This is a genomic window from Serratia sp. AXJ-M (assembly GCF_046531865.1).
Lineage (GTDB): Bacteria > Pseudomonadota > Gammaproteobacteria > Enterobacterales > Enterobacteriaceae > Serratia > Serratia liquefaciens.
Window position 1 is genome coordinate 2603149 of record NZ_CP059394.1, and the last position, 19204, is coordinate 2622352.

16 protein-coding genes are annotated in these 19204 nt (G+C 56.8%); 9 read left to right on the forward strand and 7 right to left on the reverse strand.

What is annotated here, in order from left to right; translation table 11 throughout:
- Nucleotides 1-10: 10 nt before the first annotated feature.
- On the forward strand, nt 11-1210 hold the full coding sequence (locus H0S68_RS12210; protein ID WP_410529440.1) for a CfaE/CblD family pilus tip adhesin: 1200 nt from the start codon (nt 11-13) through the stop codon (nt 1208-1210).
- 65 nt (nt 1211-1275) lie between these two features.
- On the opposite strand, the gene H0S68_RS12215 is transcribed toward H0S68_RS12210, so the two are convergent.
- Together H0S68_RS12215 and H0S68_RS12220 are read right to left on the reverse strand one after the other, a co-directional pair.
- A complete protein-coding gene (locus tag H0S68_RS12215) occupies nt 1276-3219 on the reverse strand; it encodes a DUF3857 domain-containing protein (RefSeq protein ID WP_130015768.1) in 1944 nt (647 codons plus the stop codon).
- Nucleotides 3220-3351: 132 nt separating this feature from the next.
- The gene (locus H0S68_RS12220; RefSeq protein ID WP_128865256.1) at nt 3352-3921 is read right to left on the reverse strand and encodes a helix-turn-helix domain-containing protein; all 570 of its coding nucleotides are present in this window, start codon (nt 3919-3921) and stop codon (nt 3352-3354) included.
- Nucleotides 3922-4045: 124 nt separating this feature from the next.
- Between H0S68_RS12220 and H0S68_RS12225 the strand changes: the two genes are divergently transcribed.
- Nucleotides 4046-4957 carry a DMT family transporter gene (locus tag H0S68_RS12225; RefSeq protein WP_128865255.1) on the forward strand — a complete coding sequence of 304 codons (912 nt, stop codon included), beginning with the start codon at nt 4046-4048 and terminating at the stop codon, nt 4955-4957.
- A gap of 260 nt (nt 4958-5217) precedes the next feature.
- On the opposite strand, the gene H0S68_RS12230 is transcribed toward H0S68_RS12225, so the two are convergent.
- From H0S68_RS12230 to H0S68_RS12240, 3 genes are read right to left on the reverse strand one after another with little or no spacing between them, the layout of a single operon-like run.
- Nucleotides 5218-6516 (reverse strand): cytochrome c, encoded by a 1299-nt coding sequence (locus tag H0S68_RS12230; RefSeq protein ID WP_130015769.1) that lies wholly within the window; start codon nt 6514-6516, stop codon nt 5218-5220.
- The gene (locus H0S68_RS12235) at nt 6513-8795 is read right to left on the reverse strand and encodes a xanthine dehydrogenase family protein molybdopterin-binding subunit (protein WP_128865253.1); all 2283 of its coding nucleotides are present in this window, start codon (nt 8793-8795) and stop codon (nt 6513-6515) included. Before H0S68_RS12235 ends, H0S68_RS12230 begins: the two co-directional genes overlap by 4 nt.
- Nucleotides 8792-9265 (reverse strand): (2Fe-2S)-binding protein, encoded by a 474-nt coding sequence (locus H0S68_RS12240; protein ID WP_410529441.1) that lies wholly within the window; start codon nt 9263-9265, stop codon nt 8792-8794. Before H0S68_RS12240 ends, H0S68_RS12235 begins: the two co-directional genes overlap by 4 nt.
- Before the next feature lie 724 nt (nt 9266-9989).
- Between H0S68_RS12240 and H0S68_RS12245 the strand changes: the two genes are divergently transcribed.
- From H0S68_RS12245 to H0S68_RS12275, 7 genes are all read left to right on the forward strand, one after another.
- On the forward strand, nt 9990-10940 hold the full coding sequence (locus H0S68_RS12245; RefSeq protein ID WP_410529442.1) for a 2-hydroxyacid dehydrogenase: 951 nt from the start codon (nt 9990-9992) through the stop codon (nt 10938-10940).
- Between the two features lie 91 nt (nt 10941-11031).
- Entirely contained in the window at nt 11032-12339 is a 1308-nt protein-coding gene (locus H0S68_RS12250; protein WP_046373497.1) for an MFS transporter, read from the forward strand.
- An 89-nt stretch (nt 12340-12428) separates the two neighbouring features.
- Nucleotides 12429-13163 (forward strand): MurR/RpiR family transcriptional regulator, encoded by a 735-nt coding sequence (locus H0S68_RS12255; protein ID WP_187961321.1) that lies wholly within the window; start codon nt 12429-12431, stop codon nt 13161-13163.
- Nucleotides 13164-13299: 136 nt separating this feature from the next.
- Nucleotides 13300-14736: a 6-phospho-beta-glucosidase gene (locus tag H0S68_RS12260; protein ID WP_130015772.1), complete on the forward strand. Its 1437-nt coding sequence runs from the start codon at nt 13300-13302 to the stop codon at nt 14734-14736.
- Between the two features lie 212 nt (nt 14737-14948).
- Nucleotides 14949-15677: a protocatechuate 3,4-dioxygenase subunit beta gene (pcaH, locus tag H0S68_RS12265; RefSeq protein ID WP_128865248.1), complete on the forward strand. Its 729-nt coding sequence runs from the start codon at nt 14949-14951 to the stop codon at nt 15675-15677.
- On the forward strand, nt 15677-16300 hold the full coding sequence (pcaG, locus tag H0S68_RS12270; protein ID WP_122080627.1) for a protocatechuate 3,4-dioxygenase subunit alpha: 624 nt from the start codon (nt 15677-15679) through the stop codon (nt 16298-16300). Before pcaH ends, pcaG begins: the two co-directional genes overlap by 1 nt.
- A 95-nt stretch (nt 16301-16395) precedes the next feature.
- Complete coding sequence (locus H0S68_RS12275; RefSeq protein WP_122079415.1) at nt 16396-17331, forward strand: LysR substrate-binding domain-containing protein; 936 nt, start codon at nt 16396-16398, stop codon at nt 17329-17331.
- Here H0S68_RS12275 and pcaC read toward each other — a convergent pair.
- Together pcaC and H0S68_RS12285 are read right to left on the reverse strand one after the other, a co-directional pair.
- Nucleotides 17328-17717, reverse strand: coding sequence for a 4-carboxymuconolactone decarboxylase (gene pcaC, locus H0S68_RS12280; protein ID WP_198639643.1), 390 nt, complete (start codon nt 17715-17717; stop codon nt 17328-17330). The genes H0S68_RS12275 and pcaC overlap by 4 nt on opposite strands.
- Nucleotides 17707-19074, reverse strand: a complete 1368-nt coding sequence (locus H0S68_RS12285; RefSeq protein ID WP_410529443.1) for a 3-carboxy-cis,cis-muconate cycloisomerase — start codon at nt 19072-19074, stop codon at nt 17707-17709. Before H0S68_RS12285 ends, pcaC begins: the two co-directional genes overlap by 11 nt.
- Between the last annotated feature and the right edge of the window lie 130 nt (nt 19075-19204).

Below are 19204 nucleotides of genomic sequence, written 5' to 3' on the forward strand. Positions count from 1 at the left end.
GAAAAACAAAATGAATGCGATGTTAGAAAGGATGATAAAAAAAGTGCTATGCCACAGCCTGCTGCTGATGGCCGTAGCCAGTCTGCCTGTGCAAGCGCTGATTATACCGCCGGCGGACAACCATCAGGTGATAAACCTGAGCTATGATAAAAGCGCACCGCCGGCGGACAGCTATATCTGGAACCGGGCTTCAGGTGGAACTGATGACTCAACAATAGGATCCTCATGGAATTGGCGTAACGGTGCCTGGCAGTGCCTGTCTGCCACCGATACCACCAATGGTGCCTGTACACCGGTGGGAACCTGGGCATGGGATGAGGGCCCCGTCCCATCAGCTCTGACATTGCGTTTTACGGAAAAACGCTCTCACATGTCGGTTGATATAAAGTTATTGGGGTTTAATGAAAGTCAATCTCCGGCGACTGATTGTTGGGCAGCAAGATACAGTGCACCACGTGCATTTTGGAGTGGTGGTTATTATGCGAGGTGGTGTGACGATGGTCATAAAAAACCGAAAACGGCTGGCCTCGCCCTAACCCTCTGGCTCCCACAGGCCGAACTGGCCAAAATCCCTACCGGCGGCAGTTGGCAGGCAAAGTTGGTGCTCAGCCAACAGGACTGGGTTCTGGATGTCGGCCCGATTCATAAAGTCGCCACCTTCTCCGCCGATATCACCCTCAACGTCACCGATAAAAACAACGGCGCGATTTATTTGCCGGCCTTTGGCAGCGCCACGCCGCGCGTGGATCTCAACCTGCGCACCAAACCGCTGTCCACCGCCCCCGGCGGCGAGGTCTCCGGCCAGTCCAATATCGATATGTGCCTGTACGACGGCTATAACAGCAACAGCCCCTGGCTAAAGGTCACGCTGGCCGATCAGCAAAGCGTCGCCGGCCGCGCGGCGGATGTGTTCTCGGTCAGCCGCGACGGCAGCAGTGCCACGGCAACCGCCGATCGCATCGATTACCGCGTCACCCTCAACTACAACAATCAGCCGCAAAAGGTGAATAACGGCCAGGCGATTACCCTGACTGGCGTCAATACCGCGCTGATCCGCCCGGTGGTGTTGCCCGGCATCCCCTTCCCGGTGGTCTGCACCCCGGCACCGCTCACGCTGGACGTGTTGCCGTTCGCCAAGCTGAGCAAAGCCGCCGGCCATTTTACCGGCACGCTGCGCGTTACCCTTAGCGCGGACGCGCTGGCCCCGTAATAGTCAATGCAGTAGCGATAAAAAACCGGGTGCCTTGATGAGAAGTGCGCCCGGTTTTTTTGTTTCTATTTGGCGACTACAGCAGAATTAACCCCGACGTTCGCCAGCTCGCCATACACTACCTGGCCACGGAAGCCGCGCCGAACCTGCTGGAACAATGCGCGGAAGGCAGGATAATCCTGTGCCTGACAGAGCGCGTCCTTACCGCGAACGGCATTCAGCCGTAGCCGATGATTGACCACCACCTGTTGCCCTTCGAGCTGCCATTCAACCTGGTATTTGCCGGCCGCATTGCTGAACTGCTGGTTCTTGGGGATGGCGATAATCGGCACGTTGGCGGGCAGGTGCAGGCGATAGGTCTCGTCGTACTGCTGCGCGGTGCAGAAGAACGGCGTTTCGTTAGTCGGGGCGGACGTCGTCGAGTAAAGCGTACGGAAAGACTTGCCGCCGGGCGGCGTCGGTACGGCCATACCGCCCACCACGCTGAAATCGACATAATCCTCGGCTTTGAATTTATAACTGTAGGCAAACGGCTTTTTGAGATCGAACGCATCGCCGTGCATCGCGATAACCCCACGGCCATCAATGCCTGAGGACGCCATGATGTTCTCTTCGACTCGCGCCCGGTTCTGCTGATTGATTTGCGAGAAATAGCCTCTCAGGTCGATCTCATCCACCTCACCCAGCTTGCGTTCGGTTTGGCCACGCATATTGCCCGCTTTATCGAAGTAGAAGTCCACGCTGAGCGACGTATTGTTGCGCTGTTCGTCATTGTCAGGGGTACGCGCCAGTTTGGCTTCGCGCGTCAGCAGGACCGGAGCCCCAAGGTCAGCCCCCGGCAGTTGGCCAAATCGCGCCCAGGGGCTGGTAGAATCCAGATACAGATTGAACTCCGGCACGTAGGTAATCGCGTGGTTAAAGCGCCCCAGCAGCGGCACCTTCGGCAATATCGGCCCTTGGTCCATGCCGATCAGCACCGGTGAACTGACGATGCCCTTGGCGGCCAGCAACGCCTCGAGCATCACCACATGATCCTTGCAATCGCCATAGTGATTATCCAGGATGCTCTGCGCCGAATTCGGCTCCAGCCCGCCGTTGCCCAAATAGACCGCCACATAACGAATATTCTGCGCCACCCAGCGATAAATCGCCGCCGTCTGCTCACGACGGTCGCTGATGCCGTCGGTAATTTTATCCGCCAACGCCTGGATCGCCGGGGTCACCTTGGCCGCCTGATTGGCTTTCTGTTGATAGGCTTTGGCCAGCTGTGGCCATTCGCGGTAGGTACTGGCCATGATGGTTGGGCTAAATGTCCAGCTGTTCGCCGACCAGTTTTGCGCTTTCAGCGGTTCACTGCGCCGGTAATGCCAGCGCCAGTGGGCCTGACCGTCACGGATCTGCGGCTTATCTGCGCCCTCTACTCCTCGGGTAAAGACATGCATCGGCACATTGGCCGGCGCCTGCAAATTGACCTCGGCGTCATCAAACTGGTCGAAGACGCTGAAGGTTTCCCACAGGCCGAAGTAGTCTGGGAAGTACGGGGTATTTTGCGTGCGCAACACCTGATACATCACGCGAGAACCCGGCGCCAGGTTGGAGAAGACGATGACCTTTACCTTGCGATCGGCATACAGTGGCGCAGAGGCGCTGGAGTAGCTTTCCTGGGTATAAATGCGATCGGGCGCGACATCATGGCGCTGTCCATCGGCCGTCAGCGTATAGGCCGAAACCACCTTCAGCGTTTCCATTTTTTCGCTGTAGCTCAGGCGGATTTGGCTGAACTTCTCGACTGCCGCCTTGGTTTTGAGCAGCACCTCATAGCTCTCGGTCTTGGTGTTGCTGGCATTGGCATGGACTTGATAATCCGCGCGGTAACGCACAAAGCTGAAATCATTGCTAACGGCGGCATCCTTGGTGGCGACCGACGGCGCTTCCACGGCCAACAGCGTTGCCGGGTGCGTCGCCGCCAGTCCAGCGGCCAACACGAGAGAAGGGATGACAATTTTCATCTTCGTTCCTTGAAGTTTTTTAAACGATAACAGTGACATTGATAAAGTGCGGACCACTGGCGCAAGAGCGGCACACTAATACAACTGAGAATCGTTTTCAATAAAATACCGATTCGGCCGGGTGTGCCCGACCTAACCCTGCTCTATCAACATGACAGCCGTAGTATCGTTCTCCAAAGCGTCAAAAATATGCTCGCGGTCGGCGGAATAACTGATGTAATCCCCTGCGTTCAATTCTACCGGCTGGTCCGTCGGCCCGACTAACGCCCTGCCACTGCTGATAATCACATGCTCAATGGTACCCGGCATATGCGGCCGCGAAATGCGGGCTTCGCCCGGTTGAACCTGTAGACGGTAAATATCGCGCTGTGCCCCTGGCGGGCAGGTCGCCAACAGGGTGACGGCGTAGTTGGCCTGTTCGGAAACCGTGGTCACCCCTTCATGGGCACGGATCACCTGTACGTGTTGGCGTGGCTGAGAAATCAACCGGCTGACCGGCACATCCAACGCCATCGCCAACGCCCACAAGGTTTCCAGGCTGGGGTTGCCGCTGCCGGTTTCCAGCTGCGAAAGCGTCGATTTTGCAATGCCGGCTCGGCGAGCCAATTCGGTAACCGAGAGGCCCAATCGTTCGCGTTCACGGCGAATGGCGGCCGAAAGCAGGCCGATGGGCGTAGCGTTATTGCTGACAAAGTCGCTCATTGTTCACCATATCGTTCGTTTGTTCGGCTTGACGAACAGCTGTCAAGTGTTCATCATAATGTTCAATTGTTCATTTTAATGATAACCGCCAACGGCGGCAAGCGCACTAGCAGGGAGAAGGCAAATGAAGATAAGAACCGGCGGCGTATTACAGATGACCCTCGCCATGGTCATTTCCGGAACCGTGGGCTGGCCGGTAATGCTACTGGGGCAGCCGCCCGCTACGGTGGTTTTCTGGCGCTGCGCGTTTGGCGCGCTAGCGATGCTGATCGCCTGCGCCCTGCTTGGCCTGCTTAAAAAAGACATGTTAACCCGACGTCAGGCTGCCATTGCGGTGCTGGGCGGCGTCGCCCTGGTGCTGAACTGGGTAATGTTGTTCGGCGCTTACAGCCATGCCTCTATTGCGGTGGCGACCGTCACCTACCACGTCCAGCCCTTTATGCTGGTTGGGCTCGGGGTGCTGTTTTTCGGCGAAAAAATGACGGCGACAAAGTTTGGCTGGCTGCTACTGGCCTTCGTCGGCATGTTGCTGATCATTAGCGGTAAACAAGATGGTGGCGATTCCAGTGCCGATTACTTCACTGGCGTGTTGCTGGCGCTGGGCGCTGCCTTTATGTATGCGGTAGCGGCGGCGATCGTCAAGCGTTTGAAAGGGGTGCCGCCGCACCTGATCGTGCTGATTCAGCTCACTCTGGGCGTCGTACTGCTGGCACCGTTCGCCGGCTGGGCCCAACTGCCGTCGACGGCTAACGGCTGGTTGCTGCTGGCGACCCTGGGTCTGGTGCACACCGGGCTGATGTCTTCCCTGCTGTACAGTGCCATCCAGAAAATCCCCACTGCCCTGGTAGGCGCGTTGTCTTTCGTCTATCCCCTGGTGGCGATTATCGTCGACTGGGCGGTATTCGGACACCGCCTTAGCCTGATGCAGCTGTCGGGCGCCGCCGCCATCTTGCTTGCAGCAGCGGGCATGAACTTTGGCTGGCGGCTGGTACGGGCGAGCAAACCCGTGCGCGTGGCCGGTGATCAACAACCCTGAGCGCGATTTTTAAAACCGTTCGTTGCCGAATAATAAGCGAAACGCCTATCCCAAAAATATCAAAAGCTCAGCGAATTAACGTATTCGCCCTGGCCGGCAAGAGCTGTTATTTATTTAACCAGACACGGGAGGAGTTAACGATGGCACGCTACGTGTGGAATGACCGACTGAAGCAGAGCATTCGTTTCAGTTACTGGAATGAGCTGTGCGTTATTGACGATAACGGGGCCTTGGTGGCCCCGGTTCTCAAGCTAATGGATCTATTTTTCCGCCGTTTGATCGCGCAAGTGACTGACCTGCGCTTGCAGCTCGGGCCACGGCGCTTTCCCCGCATAGTTTTGCCGCAGATAGTTAAGCAATTCGGCGATCTGTCTGTCGTTCAGGTTATGGCGAAATGCCGGCATATAGCCCAGGTTGCTATTGGCCGGGCGTTGAATGCCGTCCAGCACCACCCGAATGGCATTGTCCGGCTTATCGGCATACAGGTTGGTGTTCAGCGCCAGTGAAGGTCGAACGCCGATCAGCTGAGCCCCCTTTTCCTGAGCATGGCATGCCATACAGGCACCGGAGAAAATACGTGCGCCTTCCGTGGTTAACGGCTCGGTCCGCGACTCGGCCCATTCATTCAAACGTTTGGCTTCCGTCACCTTAGACTCGCTCGGATGATAAGTGCGCAGATAAGTGGCTATGGCCTGCAAGTCTTGCTCCGGCAACCGCGAAAGCCCCTCTTCGATCACCGGTGCCATCGGCCCGGCTGCCACGCCGTGATTTGCCGAATACCCAGTGCGCATAAAGCTGAGCAAATCATCTTGTGTCCACTCCAGCGGTGCCAAAGAGCTGCCGGTTAGCGACGGAGCAGTCCAGTCTTCCGCCACGCCGCCGCTCAGGTGTTCAGCGCCGCCTTTCTCGCCAAACATCAGGTTGCGCGGCGAGTGGCAGGCGCTGCAGTGGCCAAGGCCTTCAGTCAGATAGGCCCCGCGATTCCATTCGGCGCTTTGTGTCGGATCGGCCTTCATGGCGCCAGGCTTGAGGAACAGCCAGTTCCAGGTGACGATGCCCTGGCGAATGTTAAACGGGAAACCCAATTCGGTGGCCGGCGGCTGATATTTCACGGCCGGTTGCGACATCAGGTAGGCGTACAAGGCCTGCAGATCTTCATCGCTGGTGCGGGTAAACGCCGTGTAGGGAAAGGCCGGGTAGAGATAGTGCCCTTCGCGATCAACCCCATGACGCATCGCTCGTTCAAAGGCGGCATACGACCATTTCCCAATGCCGGTGTCGTTATCCGGAGTGATATTGGTGCTGTAAATGGTACCGAACGGAATCTCCATCGCCAATCCGCCGGTATTGCGCTCGCCGCCGGGCCGGGTATGGCACACCGCGCAGTCGCCGAGATCGGCCAGCACTTTCCCTTGGGCAATCTGTTGCTGACTAAAAACGTGATGATCCTTTTCCTCCAGCGGCGCTATTTCTGATTGCCAGCTGGCTATCGCCCCAATGACCACGGCGGCAACGACCGTCAGACTGCCCCAGCCGGCGATTTTCTTTATGCTGCTCATAGTGACTTATCCCTTTCTGCGCTGCCGGAAGCCTGCTGTTTTAACGCCTTTACCACTCGCTCAGGGGTAAAAGGCACCTCTCGCAGACGCACGCCCAGTGCGTCGAACAACGCATTGGCGATCGCCGCCGCGCTCGGCACCGAGGCGGATTCTCCTGCCCCCATAGAGGGTTCATCCGGATAGTCCAGCAGTTGGATATCAACCTGCGGTAACTCGTCAAACCGCAGGATCGGGTAACCGCCCCAATCCAGCGACGTCACGGACGCAGAGTCAAAGGTGACGAACTCTTTCAGCACCCGGCTGGCGGACTGAATGATATTGCCGTGCACCTGGTGACGAACCCCTGCCGGGTTGATGATGCGGCCGCAGTCATGGGCAACGAAGATTTTATCCAGCTTGATCTGACCGCTGTGGCGATTAACGCTGAGATCGCACACCCAGGCCGCCCAGGCGGCACCAAACCCAGGGAATTTACTGTGGAAATAACGCGCATAGGCAAAGCCGCGTCCCGTCACCCATTCAGGATCGCCGGACACCGGGCTGCGGTAGGCCGGGCCATCCTGCCAATTGGCCTGCTTTTTCAACGCTTGAATCAGCGCCACGGCACGCGGATCTTTCAGATATTGCAGGCGGAACGCGATCGGATCCTGCCCGGCTCGCCACGCCAGTTCATCAATCCAGGATTCGTGGGCGAACACATTGGGTAACGCCGAGACCCCACGCATCCACGAAGCCCGCACAATCGGCGCCGCGTCCTGGCACACCACCCGCATATTGGGATATTCATATTGGGGAATGGCGGTTCTGTCCCCCATCTGCTGCACGTCTGCCCGATTGGGCACTTTACCGGCCAATACCAGTGACAACGTCACAGCATTGTTCGAAGGATAGCTGGTTTTCAGTTCGTAAGCCGCCACCTGATTGTGCTCATCCAACCCGCCGCGGACTCGCATCAGTTGCCCGGTACCCTTGGGTTCCCAACCCGCCTCTTGTTCACGCATCAACTGCACCCTGACCGGCTTGCCGGTGGCCTGAGATAACAGCGCAGCGTCAGCGGAGACGTCATCGGCACAGTTGCGACCGTAGCAGCCGGAGGCTTCCATGCGATTGATATGGACCTGCTCTGGCCGCCAATCGAGCAAATGAGCGATGTCCTTACGCAAATCGTGAGGATTTTGCGTGCCAGACCAGATTTCTGCGCGATCGCGACCGACGTCGGCCACCGCACAGGACGGGCCGATCGACGCGTGTTGATGGTAAGGCCAGACGTAATCAGCATTGACCTCGGTATGCAACGAGGCCAAAGCGGCATCGACCCCGGCATCATCACGCAGCACGCGATCGGTTTTGGGGTTTTCCACCAGGGCCTTATGCAATCCTGTAAGCGAAAGATCGGGTAAACCGGACCAGGGACGCCAGACGGTTTTCAGTTGCCGCATGGCGGCAATCGCCTGCTCTTCGCGTTCGGCGACGATACCGATGAAATCGTTAATCACCACCAGTTTTACGATGCCAGGCAAATGGGCAATGGAGTCATGGTCAACCGACAGCAGGCCGCTGCCCAACGGGGCGCTGCTGTCGGCGCCGATATAAGGCGGGCGCACCACTCTGCCATGCAGCATGCCCGGCAGGCGGAGGTCATGCACATAGGTCAGTTGGCCGGTCACCTTGGCCGGGATATCCACCCGCGGCACCGCCTTACCCACGTAACGGCTCTCCGCCACGCTCTTCAGCCTGATGGTTTTATCCAGGGCCACCTGTAAATTTTGCCCGCGGGCCAGTTCACCATAGCTCAGACTGACGTTGGGTTTATCCCTCGCAAATACCCGGCCATTTTCAGCCTGCAGGCGTTCCAGCGGTAACGCAAAGGCCTTTGCGGCCAGCGCCAGCAGCAATTGCCGCACCTGTGCGGCTGCCTGGCGCAGCGGTATAGCGGTCACCTGAATCGTGGCGCTGGCGATGGTCGGCCCCTGATCCGGCGTGCGCTGGGTGTCACCCAAAATCACCGTAACGTGCTCGAAAGGTACGCTGATTTCATCGGCAACAATCTGTGCCAATGCGGTGCGAATACCGGTGCCGAGATCCACATGGCCGTTAAATGCGGTGACACGGCCATCGGCGGTCAGGCCGATAAAGCTGTCCACGCGATCGAGCGGCAGATCGCCGCCTACCACTGGCGTCGTTGCCAGGGCATTAAGCGACACAGGCAACAGGCTGCTGACCATTACCAGGCCACCGGCCTGCAACAGGCGGCGGCGCGTTATTTCCAGGCGGCTCATGCTTGCCCCCTTTCCGCCAACAGCTGACGGGCTTTGGCGGCAGCACACAGGATCTCAATATGGGTGCCGCAGCGGCACAGGTTATAAGCCAGCTCATTTTTTATTTCTTGTTCATCTGCCTGCGGGTTTCGCTCAAACAGAGCAACCAGCGTCATGATCATACCGTTGGTGCAATAACCGCACTGCGCGGCCTGCTCATCGATAAAGCCCTGTTGAACCGGGTGCAGTTGCCCCGCCTCGCTCAGGCCTTCCAGCGTGGTAACGGATTTGTTGAGGGCGCCGCTCAGCGGCAGCGAGCAGGAACGGGCGGCAACGCCGTCGATCAGTACCGTGCAAGCACCGCACTCCCCGAGGCCACAGCCATATTTGGGGCCATTCAGGCCCAGATCGTTGCGTAACACGTAGAGTAGCGGCGTTTCGGGTGAAATGGCGCCCAGCGCGACCATCCGGCCGTTTATTTTTATTTCCATGGTGAATACATATCCTTAACCAAACGGATTTCTCCGTAATATCACTGCGGTGAATAACTCACAGCATGCTAATTATAATCATTAAAAGACTTTCTAATGTTAAGGGTATGTAGTGCCAATTGCTTTAACGAAAAGTGGGTATTTATCATCAATTTCGAGTGGTATTAGTGCAGCACGTAGTGATTGCGCACCCGTCGTTGACGGAAGGATCTACAGCGTGCGGTCTGCTGGCGACCAACGTGGAAACCCGTGCCGCGCATGAAACTGAGAGGAAGTAAGTGGCTGATTATTTATCTATTAATTCGACTAACTAAGCCATATTCGGCATTTCACACCCGAAAATATTTTGCTTATCATCATGATCTGTCTCTGAGGTTTGCTTCAGGGCCTGTCTACCGGAATTTTTGTCCTTGTTTTGTTCGTCGTGAACGCTCGGCCGCACTCAGGTGCGGCTTTTCTTTTTGTTGCCTCTCCCGCTTGTTACGCACCCATGTTACCCATCCGTTAAATGACCAGGATCTGCGCACTCAGCCTGATTTTCGCTCGCAATACGGCAGTTTTTGCTGCTCTTCCCCGGTGACAGCAACCCTTTTCCTTCCGTCGATCACATTACGGGTAACACAGTTTTTTAACACTCTTCAGCGTGATATCTGTCGCAAAACCGCCTGCCGAAAACCGCTTTTATAGCAATACGAAGTAACGCTATTTATTGACAGGTGAAACCATGACGACCTCTACATCCAATGAAGTGCTGTTGATTGCCCCAGTAATGGATAACCTGCTGGCCCGCCTTGAGGCAGCCTTTGTGGTACATCGGTTATATGAACAAGAGGATGCGGCCGCTTTTCTGGCCGAAAAAGGTGCGACCTTCCGTGCGGTCGTCACTCGGGGGGATATTGGGGTCGAGACGCCAGTGCTTGAACAATTACCCAACCTCGGGCTGATTGCGGTATTCGGCGTAGGCACTGACGCGATTGATCTGAATTACACCCGTAAACACGGCATTGCCGTCACCATCACCTCCGGCGCCTTGACGGAAGACGTGGCGGATATGGCTCTGGGATTGTTGCTGGCTACCGCTCGTCAGCTGTGCCACAACGATCGTTTTGTGCGTGAAGGTCGCTGGCTGAAAGAGGCGCCGGGCCTGTCGGTGCAGGTCAGCGGCAAACGGCTGGGCATTTTCGGCATGGGCAATATCGGCCGCGCCATCGCCCAACGCGCCGCCGGTTTCAATATGCGTATCCAATACGCCAGCCGCACCCAGGACAGTTCGCTGCCCTATCGCTATTTCCCAGATCTGCTGGCTTTAGCGCGGGAAAGCGACTTCTTTATCATTGCTATTTCCGGCGGTAAAGACAGCGTCGGCCTGGTGGACAAGGCGGTATTCGACGCCCTGCCTTCCCATGCCCTGGTGATTAACATTGCTCGCGGCAGCATCGTTAATGAACCCGACCTGATTACCGCCCTGCAAAGTGGCGCCATCGCCGGTGCCGGGCTCGACGTTTATGCCCACGAACCCGAGGTTCCTGCAGAATTGATCGCCATGGAAAACGTGGTGCTGCAACCGCATATTGCCAGCGCCACCCAGGAAACCCGGCAAAAGATGAGCGATATCGTGTTTACCAACGTTGAAGCTTTCTTCAACCGGGCGCCGCTGCCCCACGCCATCGAGTAACTGACGCGTTTTCTTTTCGATTTTATTACCGCCGAATCACAGAACCTCTTCATTGAGAGGTTCTCCCTGCGCCCTGTAAAGAGAGATCGCCATGGATAATAAAATACCCAACACCCGCTGGCTGCGGGTTATTGCCCCGATCCTGATCGCCTGCATCATTTCCTTTATGGACCGGGTTAATATCAGTTTTGCGCTGCCCGGCGGCATGGAGAGCGATTTGGGCATTACCAGCCAGATGGCCGGGCTGGCCAGTGGCATCTTTTTTATCGGTTATCTGTTTTTGCAGGTTCCCGGCGGACGCATCGCGGTCAACGGCAGCGGCAAGCGCTTTATTGCCTGGTCCCTGTGCGCCTGGGCGGTGGTGTCAGTTGCGACCGGCTTTGTCACTAACCACTATCAACTGCTGGTATTACGCTTCGTATTGGGCATCTCTGAAGGCGGTATGTTACCGGTAGTGTTAACCATGATCAGCAACTGGTTCCCGGAAAAAGAACTGGGCCGCGCCAACGCCTTTGTCATGATGTTCGCCCCATTGGGTGGCATGCTCACCGCCCCGATCTCTGGCGCCATCATTAACGCATTCGACTGGCGTTGGTTGTTTATCATCGAAGGCCTGTTGTCGCTGGTGGTATTGGCCGTGTGGTGGCTGCTGATCAGCGACCGCCCACAGGAAGCGCGCTGGCTGCCGGCCCGTGAGCGTGACTATCTGATAACCGAACTAACGCGCGAACGGCAAGAACGCAGCAAACTGCAACCGGTCAGCAAAGCACCACTGAGAGATGTCTTCCGTAACAAGGGCTTGATGAAGCTGGTGCTGCTGAACTTTTTCTATCAAACCGGCGACTATGGCTACACCCTGTGGCTGCCCACCATTTTAAAAAATCTGACCGGCGGTAACATGGCCTCGGTCGGCTTCCTGGCAATCTTGCCGTTTGTCGCGACGCTGTTGGGGATCTACCTGATTTCAGTGCTCACCGATAAAACCGGCAAACGCCGCCTGTGGGTGATGGTTTCATTGTTCTGCTTTGCTGCGGCGCTACTGGCTTCGGTGGTGCTGCGTCATAACGTGGTGGCGGCCTACATTGCGTTGGTAGTGTGCGGCTTCTTCCTCAAAGCCGCTACCAGCCCGTTCTGGTCCATGCCTGGGCGTATCGCCTCGGCGGAAGTGGCCGGCGGCGCACGCGGTGTGATTAACGGTTTGGGCAATTTGGGCGGTTTCTGCGGGCCTTACCTGGTGGGCGTGATGATCTACCTCTATGGTCAGAACGTAGCGGTATGCGGTCTGGCAGTATCACTGATCATCGCCGGCATCATCGCCTGGCGCTTGCCGAAAGAATGTGACCTGACCGGCAGTGAACCGACGCACGACAAACTGCTGGACAACGCCAAACGGGCCTGAATAACAACGAAAACCACGAGCGGGCTACGGCAAAATTTGCTATGTTAGCCCGCTGATTAAGGTCTGTTGTTACTCGCTGGATTAGGTCTATGTTTACCCATAAAGCAATCGCCGAACTCAATGCGCTGGAATTGTTGGTTTATAACTACATCACCAAAAACAAGAACCCGGTGATGTATATGACCATCCGCGAACTTGCCGAGGCCGCCGGGGTATCCACCACTACCGTACTGCGCTTTTGCAAGAAAATGGGCTGCGACGGTTACTCCGAATTTCGCATCCGTTTCAAGCTGTATCTTGAGCAGGCCGAAGCACCGCCGATGGATTTCGGCACCAGTGAAATCATCAGCTTCTTTAAAAGCATTAACAACGACGAATTTAATCAACTGTTAGATCAGGCGGTGCAGCATATTGCCGCTGCTGAGCGCATTATTTTCGTCGGCGTCAGCACCTCCGGAGCATTGGGAAAATACGGCGCGCGTTTCTTTTCCAACGTTGGAAAATTCAGCACCCATATCGACGACCCTTATTACCCCATCAATAGCGACATGTATAAAAGCGCGGTCGCAATAATACTTTCGGTGTCTGGAGAGACCGAAGAAATTTTGCGCCTCGCCAGCCAGTTCAGCCTGCACCACTGCAAAATCATCAGCATCACCAACAACGAAACCTCCTCGCTGGCACGCATGGCGGACTTTAACCTCTCTTACCACGTTCCCCCGCAGTTGATCGCCGGGCAACACAATATCACCACCCAGATCCCGGTTATTTACATTATCGAAACCATCGGCAAGCGGCTGGGGCATATTAATTACGCAAAATAAAACAACCTGTTTTTTTAATGTGACACGTCACCTGAGTGGTGATTTGTTATATCGTGACATTCAATTCCAGCTTGCTACTATATTCTCATTCCGGCAGTTCAGTGCTTTCTGATAATAATCCGATGAGAAACCTACGATGAAACAACAACAGTTACCGAAAGATTTTCTGTGGGGCGGCGCCGTGGCGGCGCACCAGGTTGAGGGCGGTTGGGATCAGGGCGGCAAAGGCCCAAGCATTGCCGACGTTCTGTCGGGCGGCTCTCACGGTGTGGATCGCGTTATGACCGACGGCGTGCAGGAAGGCTATCGTTACCCTAATCACCAAGCGGTGGACTTTTACGGCCGTTACAAGCAGGACGTGGCGCTATTCGCCGAAATGGGCTTTAAATGCTTCCGCACCTCTATCGCCTGGACGCGTATCTTCCCGAATGGCGATGAGCTGGAGCCAAACGAAGCCGGCCTGCAGTTTTACGACGATTTGTTTGATGAACTGCTGAAATACAATATCCAGCCGGTGATCACCCTGTCCCATTTTGAAATGCCTTATCACCTGGTGAAGGAATATGGCGGCTGGAAGAACCGAAAGGTGGTCGATTTCTTCGTACGCTTCAGCGAAGTGGTGCTGCGCCGTTATCAGCACAAAGTGAAATACTGGATGACCTTTAATGAGATCAACAACCAGAGCAACTACCAGTATCCGCTGTTTGGCTACTGCTGCTCCGGCGTGGTGTATACCCAGGAAGAGAACCCGGAGCAGACGCTGTATCAGGTCTTGCACCATCAGTTTGTTGCCAGCGCCCTGGTAGTGAAACTCGGTCACCAGATTAACCCGGAATTCCAAATTGGCTGCATGCTGGCCTGCGTCCCCTTCTACCCGTACTCCTGTAAACCGGACGACGTCATGTACAGCGTCGAAGCCATGCACTCGCGCTACCTGTACACCGACGTACAAGTGCGCGGCTACTATCCGTCGTACCTGCTGCGTGACTGGGAGCGCAAAGGCTTCAAGATTGAGATGCAACCGCAGGACGAACAAACCCTGCGCGAAGGTTGCGCGGACTACATCGGTTTCAGCTACTACATGAGCAACGCCCTGCAGGCCGATGCGGTGAGCAGCGACAACGAGATGTTCAGTTTCCCCGGTAACGTCCCGAACCCGCATGTCAAAGCCTCCGACTGGGGCTGGCAAATTGACCCGGTCGGGCTGCGTTATTCGCTGAACGTGCTGTACGAGCGTTACCAGAAACCGCTGTTTATCGTTGAGAACGGCTTCGGTGCATTCGACAAGGTAGAGGCTGACGGCCAGATCAACGATGATTACCGTATCGACTATCTGCGCGCGCACATCGAACAGATGAAAAAAGCGGTCATCGAAGACGGCGTGGACCTGATTGGTTACACCCCGTGGGGCTGCATTGACTGCGTGTCCTTCACCACCGGTGAATACGGCAAGCGTTACGGCTTTATCTACGTCGACAAACACGATGATGGCACCGGCACCCTCGAGCGCTCGCGCAAAAAGAGTTTCGACTGGTACCGCACCGTGATCGCCAGCAACGGCGAACAGCTTTAATCAGGGTGCATTTCGTCAGGGCGGTTTTACCGCCCTTTTTTACGCCGCATGCATAACCTTAGGTTAAGTAAAGAACCGCTAAATTTCACTTTATCGTAACACTCTGGCTTGCGAGACTCAGACGGGGGAATGACATTCACGCCCCTTCGCGCTGACAAAACAATAAAACAGATCAGCCCTCTGCACCCTGCCTACGCCATGAGGATTTCCGCATGAGCCAGATTAACGAACTGTATCAACGTAACTACGAACTGCACCCGCCGGTGCTGGTGCCGGAATACAAAACCAGCGTGTTGCGCTCACCGAAAAACGCGCTGATATCGCTGCAAAATTCACTGTCGGAGATCACCGGTCCGGTGTTCGGCCAGCATGAACTCGGTCGACTGGATAACGACCTGATCCTCAATTACGCCAAACAAGGTTTGCCGATTGGCGAACGGATTATCGTGCACGGCTACGTGCGCGATGAAAACGGCCTGCCGATGCGCAATGCGCTGGTCGAAGTGTGGCAAGCCAACGCCGGTGGGCGTTATCGCCATAAGAAAGACCAGTATCTGGCACCGATCGATCCCAATTTCGGTGGCTGCGGACGGGTGTTGACCGACGATAACGGCTATTACTTTTTCCGCACCATCAAACCCGGCCCCTATCCCTGGCGCAACCGGGTCAACGACTGGCGCCCAGCCCATATTCACTTCTCGCTGTCCGGGGACGCCTTCGCCCAACGCTTAATTACCCAGATGTACTTCGAAGGCGATCCGCTGATTGCCAGTTGCCCGATCGTCCGCGCCATCAAAAATGACGATGCGGTGCGCACCCTGATCGCCGGATTGGACAAAACCGCCTCGGTGCAACTGGACAGCCTGGCCTACCGTTTCGATCTGGTGTTGCGCGGCTACCGCGCCACCTTGTTTGAAAACCGCCTGCAGGGGAAAGCATGATGCCACTACCGTATCTGCCGGAAACGCCGTCACAAACCGCCGGGCCTTATGTGCATATCGGCCTTGCGCCGCTGGCGGCCGGCTTCGAGATTTTCGAAAACAACTTCGGCCACGTGTTGACCCAGCCGGAGACCCAGGGACAACGCATCACTCTGGAGGGCCGGGTGTTCGACGGCAGCGGGACGCCGATCCGCGACGTGCTGCTGGAGATTTGGCAGGCCAACGCCCATGGCCGTTACAACCACCCAAGCGATCTGCAACAGCACAAACCGCTCGATGCCGCATTCCGTGGCTGGGGGCGCAGCTGTTCCGACTTCGACACTGGGCTCTATCGGTTTGAAACCATCAAACCGGGCGCCGTTTGTGGCCGTGACGGGCGAATGATGGCACCGCACATCAACCTGTGGATCGTCGCACGCGGTATTAATCTTGGATTACATACCCGGCTGTATTTTGCCGATGAGGCTGCGGCCAACCAGCAAGATCCGGTGTTGAATCTGATTGAGCTGGAGGTGCGGCGTAAAACGCTGATTGCGCAGCCTGAGCGTCGGGGCGAAGAGTGGGTTTACCGGTTTGATATTGTGATCCAGGGCGAAGGTGAAACGGTGTTTTTCGATCTCTGATGCTCCAGGAGTGCGGCCGCAGGAATTTGCACGCCAGTACAAATATGCGGCCGCCGTCACTTGTTACCTCTGAGGAAAACTTCCTACACTGAGGTATGAAAAAATCCAATTTATTTATTCAGCGCATGCGCTTACGCCACATCAACGGTTTTGTCGCCGTCGCGCAAGAGCGTTCGCTAAGCCGGGCCGCCGAAAAACTGAATCTGAGCCAACCGGCGCTATCAAAAACGCTCACCGAACTGGAAGCCCTGACCGGTAACCGGTTGCTGGTGCGCCATCGACAGGGCACGCTGCTGACCGAACAGGGCGAGCAATTTCTTGGTTATGCCACACGGGTGTTGGAAGCCTTGACCGCCGCCGGGCATGCGCTCGATCGGCTCGAGGACGCACCGGCCAAAATGTTACGCATCGGTACCCTACCCACCACCGCGCTGGGCATGCTGCCACAGGCCATCGGGCAGTACCAACAGGCGCATCCTTATTCACGAATCCAGGTGGTCACCGGCACCAACACCGGGTTGCTGGCTCAGCTTAAGGCCGGTGAGATTGACGTAGCGATAGGCCGAATGGCGGATCCGGAAATGATGAGCGGGCTGGCTTTCGAACTGTTGCTGCTGGAATCGTTGCTGATGGTGACCCGACCTGGCCATCCGCTGCTAAGCGAAACCGTCACCCTTGAGCGGGCGCTGAGTTATTCCGCCATCGTCTCGCCAAAAGGCACGGTGCCGCGCCACAATACCGAGAATTTGCTGTCGACGCAGGGATTCAGCCTGCCCGCCCAATATATTGAAACGCTTTCCGCCTCGCTGGCGCGTCAAATGACGCTGCAATTTGACTATGTATGGTTTGTGCCGTCCAGCGCGGTGAAAACCGATATCGCCACCGGCCAGTTGGTGCCCTTGCCGCTGCCCACCCAGGGCATGGAGGAAGCGGTGGGCATTCTGACTCGCAACGACGGCCAACCAAGCGAGGCGGTACTGGCGTTCATCGCGACGGTGCGCCATATTGCCGGCGCAGTGAGATCGGCTTAGTCAGTCTGCGTATCCTGCTCGGCAAACACCTCCGCCGCCAGATGAAACGCCGAGTTCGCCGCCGGCAAACCACAGTACAGCGCGCTCTGCATCAGCACTTCCTTAATTTCCTCGCGAGTCACGCCGTTGTTCACCGCCGCTTTCAGGTGCATGCGCAGTTCAGCCTCGCGATTAAGGGCGATCAGCATGGCAATGGTGATCAGGCTGCGGGTATGACGCGCCAGCCCGGGGCGGGTCCAGATCTCGCCCCAGGCATAGCGGCTGATAAAGTCCTGAAACTCTTCATTCAACGGGGTGAGTTGACTGAGAGTTCGATCCACATGCGCGTCCCCCAAGACCGACCTGCGTACCTCAATACCCTGCTGATAACGTTGTTCATCCTTCATGACTATGGACTCCTGAAGTTAATTCCGTGGCCTGTTGCAGCACCCGTTGGGTAAAGATCCGCGCACTGCCGAGATATTGCTGCGGCTCCAGCAATTCATGAAGCCGTTGCGCCGTTAAATTCGCCATGACGACCGGATCGTCCAACAACACCTCCAGCAACGTGAGCCCCTGCGCCAGCGCCTGATGGCACTGTTTTTCAATGTGATGATGCGCTTGCTGGCGGCCCATAGTCTCACCCAGTGCCATCGTCACCGCTTCCGCCATGATCAACCCGTCGGTTAACTTCAGGTTATGTTGCATCTGTTGGGGGAATACCTGCAGCCCGGCAATCAAATCAACTGCGGTGTGCAAGGCACCCGCCGCCAACATCACCAGCTGCGGCAGGCTTTCCCATTCTGCATGCCAGCCACCCAGACCGCGTTCGTGCTCCTGTACCATGGCGGCATAAAGCCCTCCCACCAGCGCCGGAACCCGATTGGCCGCCGCAAGGATCACCGCGCAAGCAACCGGATTACGCTTGTGCGGCATGGTAGAAGAACCGCCGCGCCCCGCGGCCGTCGGTTCGGCCACTTCCGCCACTTCGGTTTGGGTCAGCAAAGAGATATCCCGCGCCAACTTGCCCAGCGTACCGGTTAATCCGGCGTACCAGCCGGCAATTTCCAGCAGGCGATCGCGCTGACTGTGCCATGGCGTAGGGGCGGCGGTCAGTTGCAGGCCGGCGGCCAGCGCAGTCACCAATTCTGCCCCCTGCTCACCCAACGAAGCCAGCGTGCCGGCAGCACCGCCCAACTGTAGCGTCAACACACGCGGTCGCATTTCTTGCAACCGCTGCCGAAAGCGCAACAGCGCATCCAGCGTCCCCGCCAGCTTTAAGCCCAGCGTGGTCGGCAAGGCATGCTGCATCCAGGTGCGTCCAACCAGCACGCAATCCTGATGACGGGTGATTTGCTGCACCAGCGCCGCCATCAGTCGATCCAGGTCGATAAGCGTTAATGCCAGTGCGTTTCGCAGTTGCAGCATCAATCCGGTGTCGAGAGCATCCTGACTGGTGGCGCCCCAATGCACGAAGCGAGCGGCATCAGCATCCTGCTGCGCCACCCGTGTCGTCAGTTGTTTAACCAGAGGGATCGCCAGATTACCGGCCTGCGCGGCCGCCTGCGCCAAGTCGGTCTCATCGAATAAGGCACTGTGGCAGGCTTCAGCGATCCGCTGGGCCGCCTCCTGGGGAATAATGCCAAGGCGGGCCTGAGCCGCAGCCAACGCCGCTTCGAAGTCCAGCATTCCCTGCAGTGTGGCGGCATCGCTAAAACAAGCCGTCACCGCTGATGACCGCAGCAACGGCGTCAGTAACTCCATAGATCCTCCGGGCAAAAGCAATTTTCCCGATGATGGCGCGACGCCGCCGGCAGCGTCAACAACGATAAACGCTACCTTGGGCGATTATCGAAACATTGGCGATCTTTTTCTCAGTAATGCCAGCTGGTCG

Coding starts and splice junctions, on each gene's coding strand:
- H0S68_RS12210 (WP_410529440.1), top strand. CDS start 11: ATGAATGCGATGTTAGAAAGGATGATAAAAAAAGTGCTATGCCACAGC.
- H0S68_RS12215 (WP_130015768.1), bottom strand. CDS start 3,219: ATGAAAATTGTCATCCCTTCTCTCGTGTTGGCCGCTGGACTGGCGGCG.
- H0S68_RS12220 (WP_128865256.1), bottom strand. CDS start 3,921: ATGAGCGACTTTGTCAGCAATAACGCTACGCCCATCGGCCTGCTTTCG.
- H0S68_RS12225 (WP_128865255.1), top strand. CDS start 4,046: ATGAAGATAAGAACCGGCGGCGTATTACAGATGACCCTCGCCATGGTC.
- H0S68_RS12230 (WP_130015769.1), bottom strand. CDS start 6,516: ATGAGCAGCATAAAGAAAATCGCCGGCTGGGGCAGTCTGACGGTCGTT.
- H0S68_RS12235 (WP_128865253.1), bottom strand. CDS start 8,795: ATGAGCCGCCTGGAAATAACGCGCCGCCGCCTGTTGCAGGCCGGTGGC.
- H0S68_RS12240 (WP_410529441.1), bottom strand. CDS start 9,265: ATGGAAATAAAAATAAACGGCCGGATGGTCGCGCTGGGCGCCATTTCA.
- H0S68_RS12245 (WP_410529442.1), top strand. CDS start 9,990: ATGACGACCTCTACATCCAATGAAGTGCTGTTGATTGCCCCAGTAATG.
- H0S68_RS12250 (WP_046373497.1), top strand. CDS start 11,032: ATGGATAATAAAATACCCAACACCCGCTGGCTGCGGGTTATTGCCCCG.
- H0S68_RS12255 (WP_187961321.1), top strand. CDS start 12,429: ATGTTTACCCATAAAGCAATCGCCGAACTCAATGCGCTGGAATTGTTG.
- H0S68_RS12260 (WP_130015772.1), top strand. CDS start 13,300: ATGAAACAACAACAGTTACCGAAAGATTTTCTGTGGGGCGGCGCCGTG.
- pcaH (WP_128865248.1), top strand. CDS start 14,949: ATGAGCCAGATTAACGAACTGTATCAACGTAACTACGAACTGCACCCG.
- pcaG (WP_122080627.1), top strand. CDS start 15,677: ATGCCACTACCGTATCTGCCGGAAACGCCGTCACAAACCGCCGGGCCT.
- H0S68_RS12275 (WP_122079415.1), top strand. CDS start 16,396: ATGAAAAAATCCAATTTATTTATTCAGCGCATGCGCTTACGCCACATC.
- pcaC (WP_198639643.1), bottom strand. CDS start 17,717: ATGAAGGATGAACAACGTTATCAGCAGGGTATTGAGGTACGCAGGTCG.
- H0S68_RS12285 (WP_410529443.1), bottom strand. CDS start 19,074: ATGGAGTTACTGACGCCGTTGCTGCGGTCATCAGCGGTGACGGCTTGT.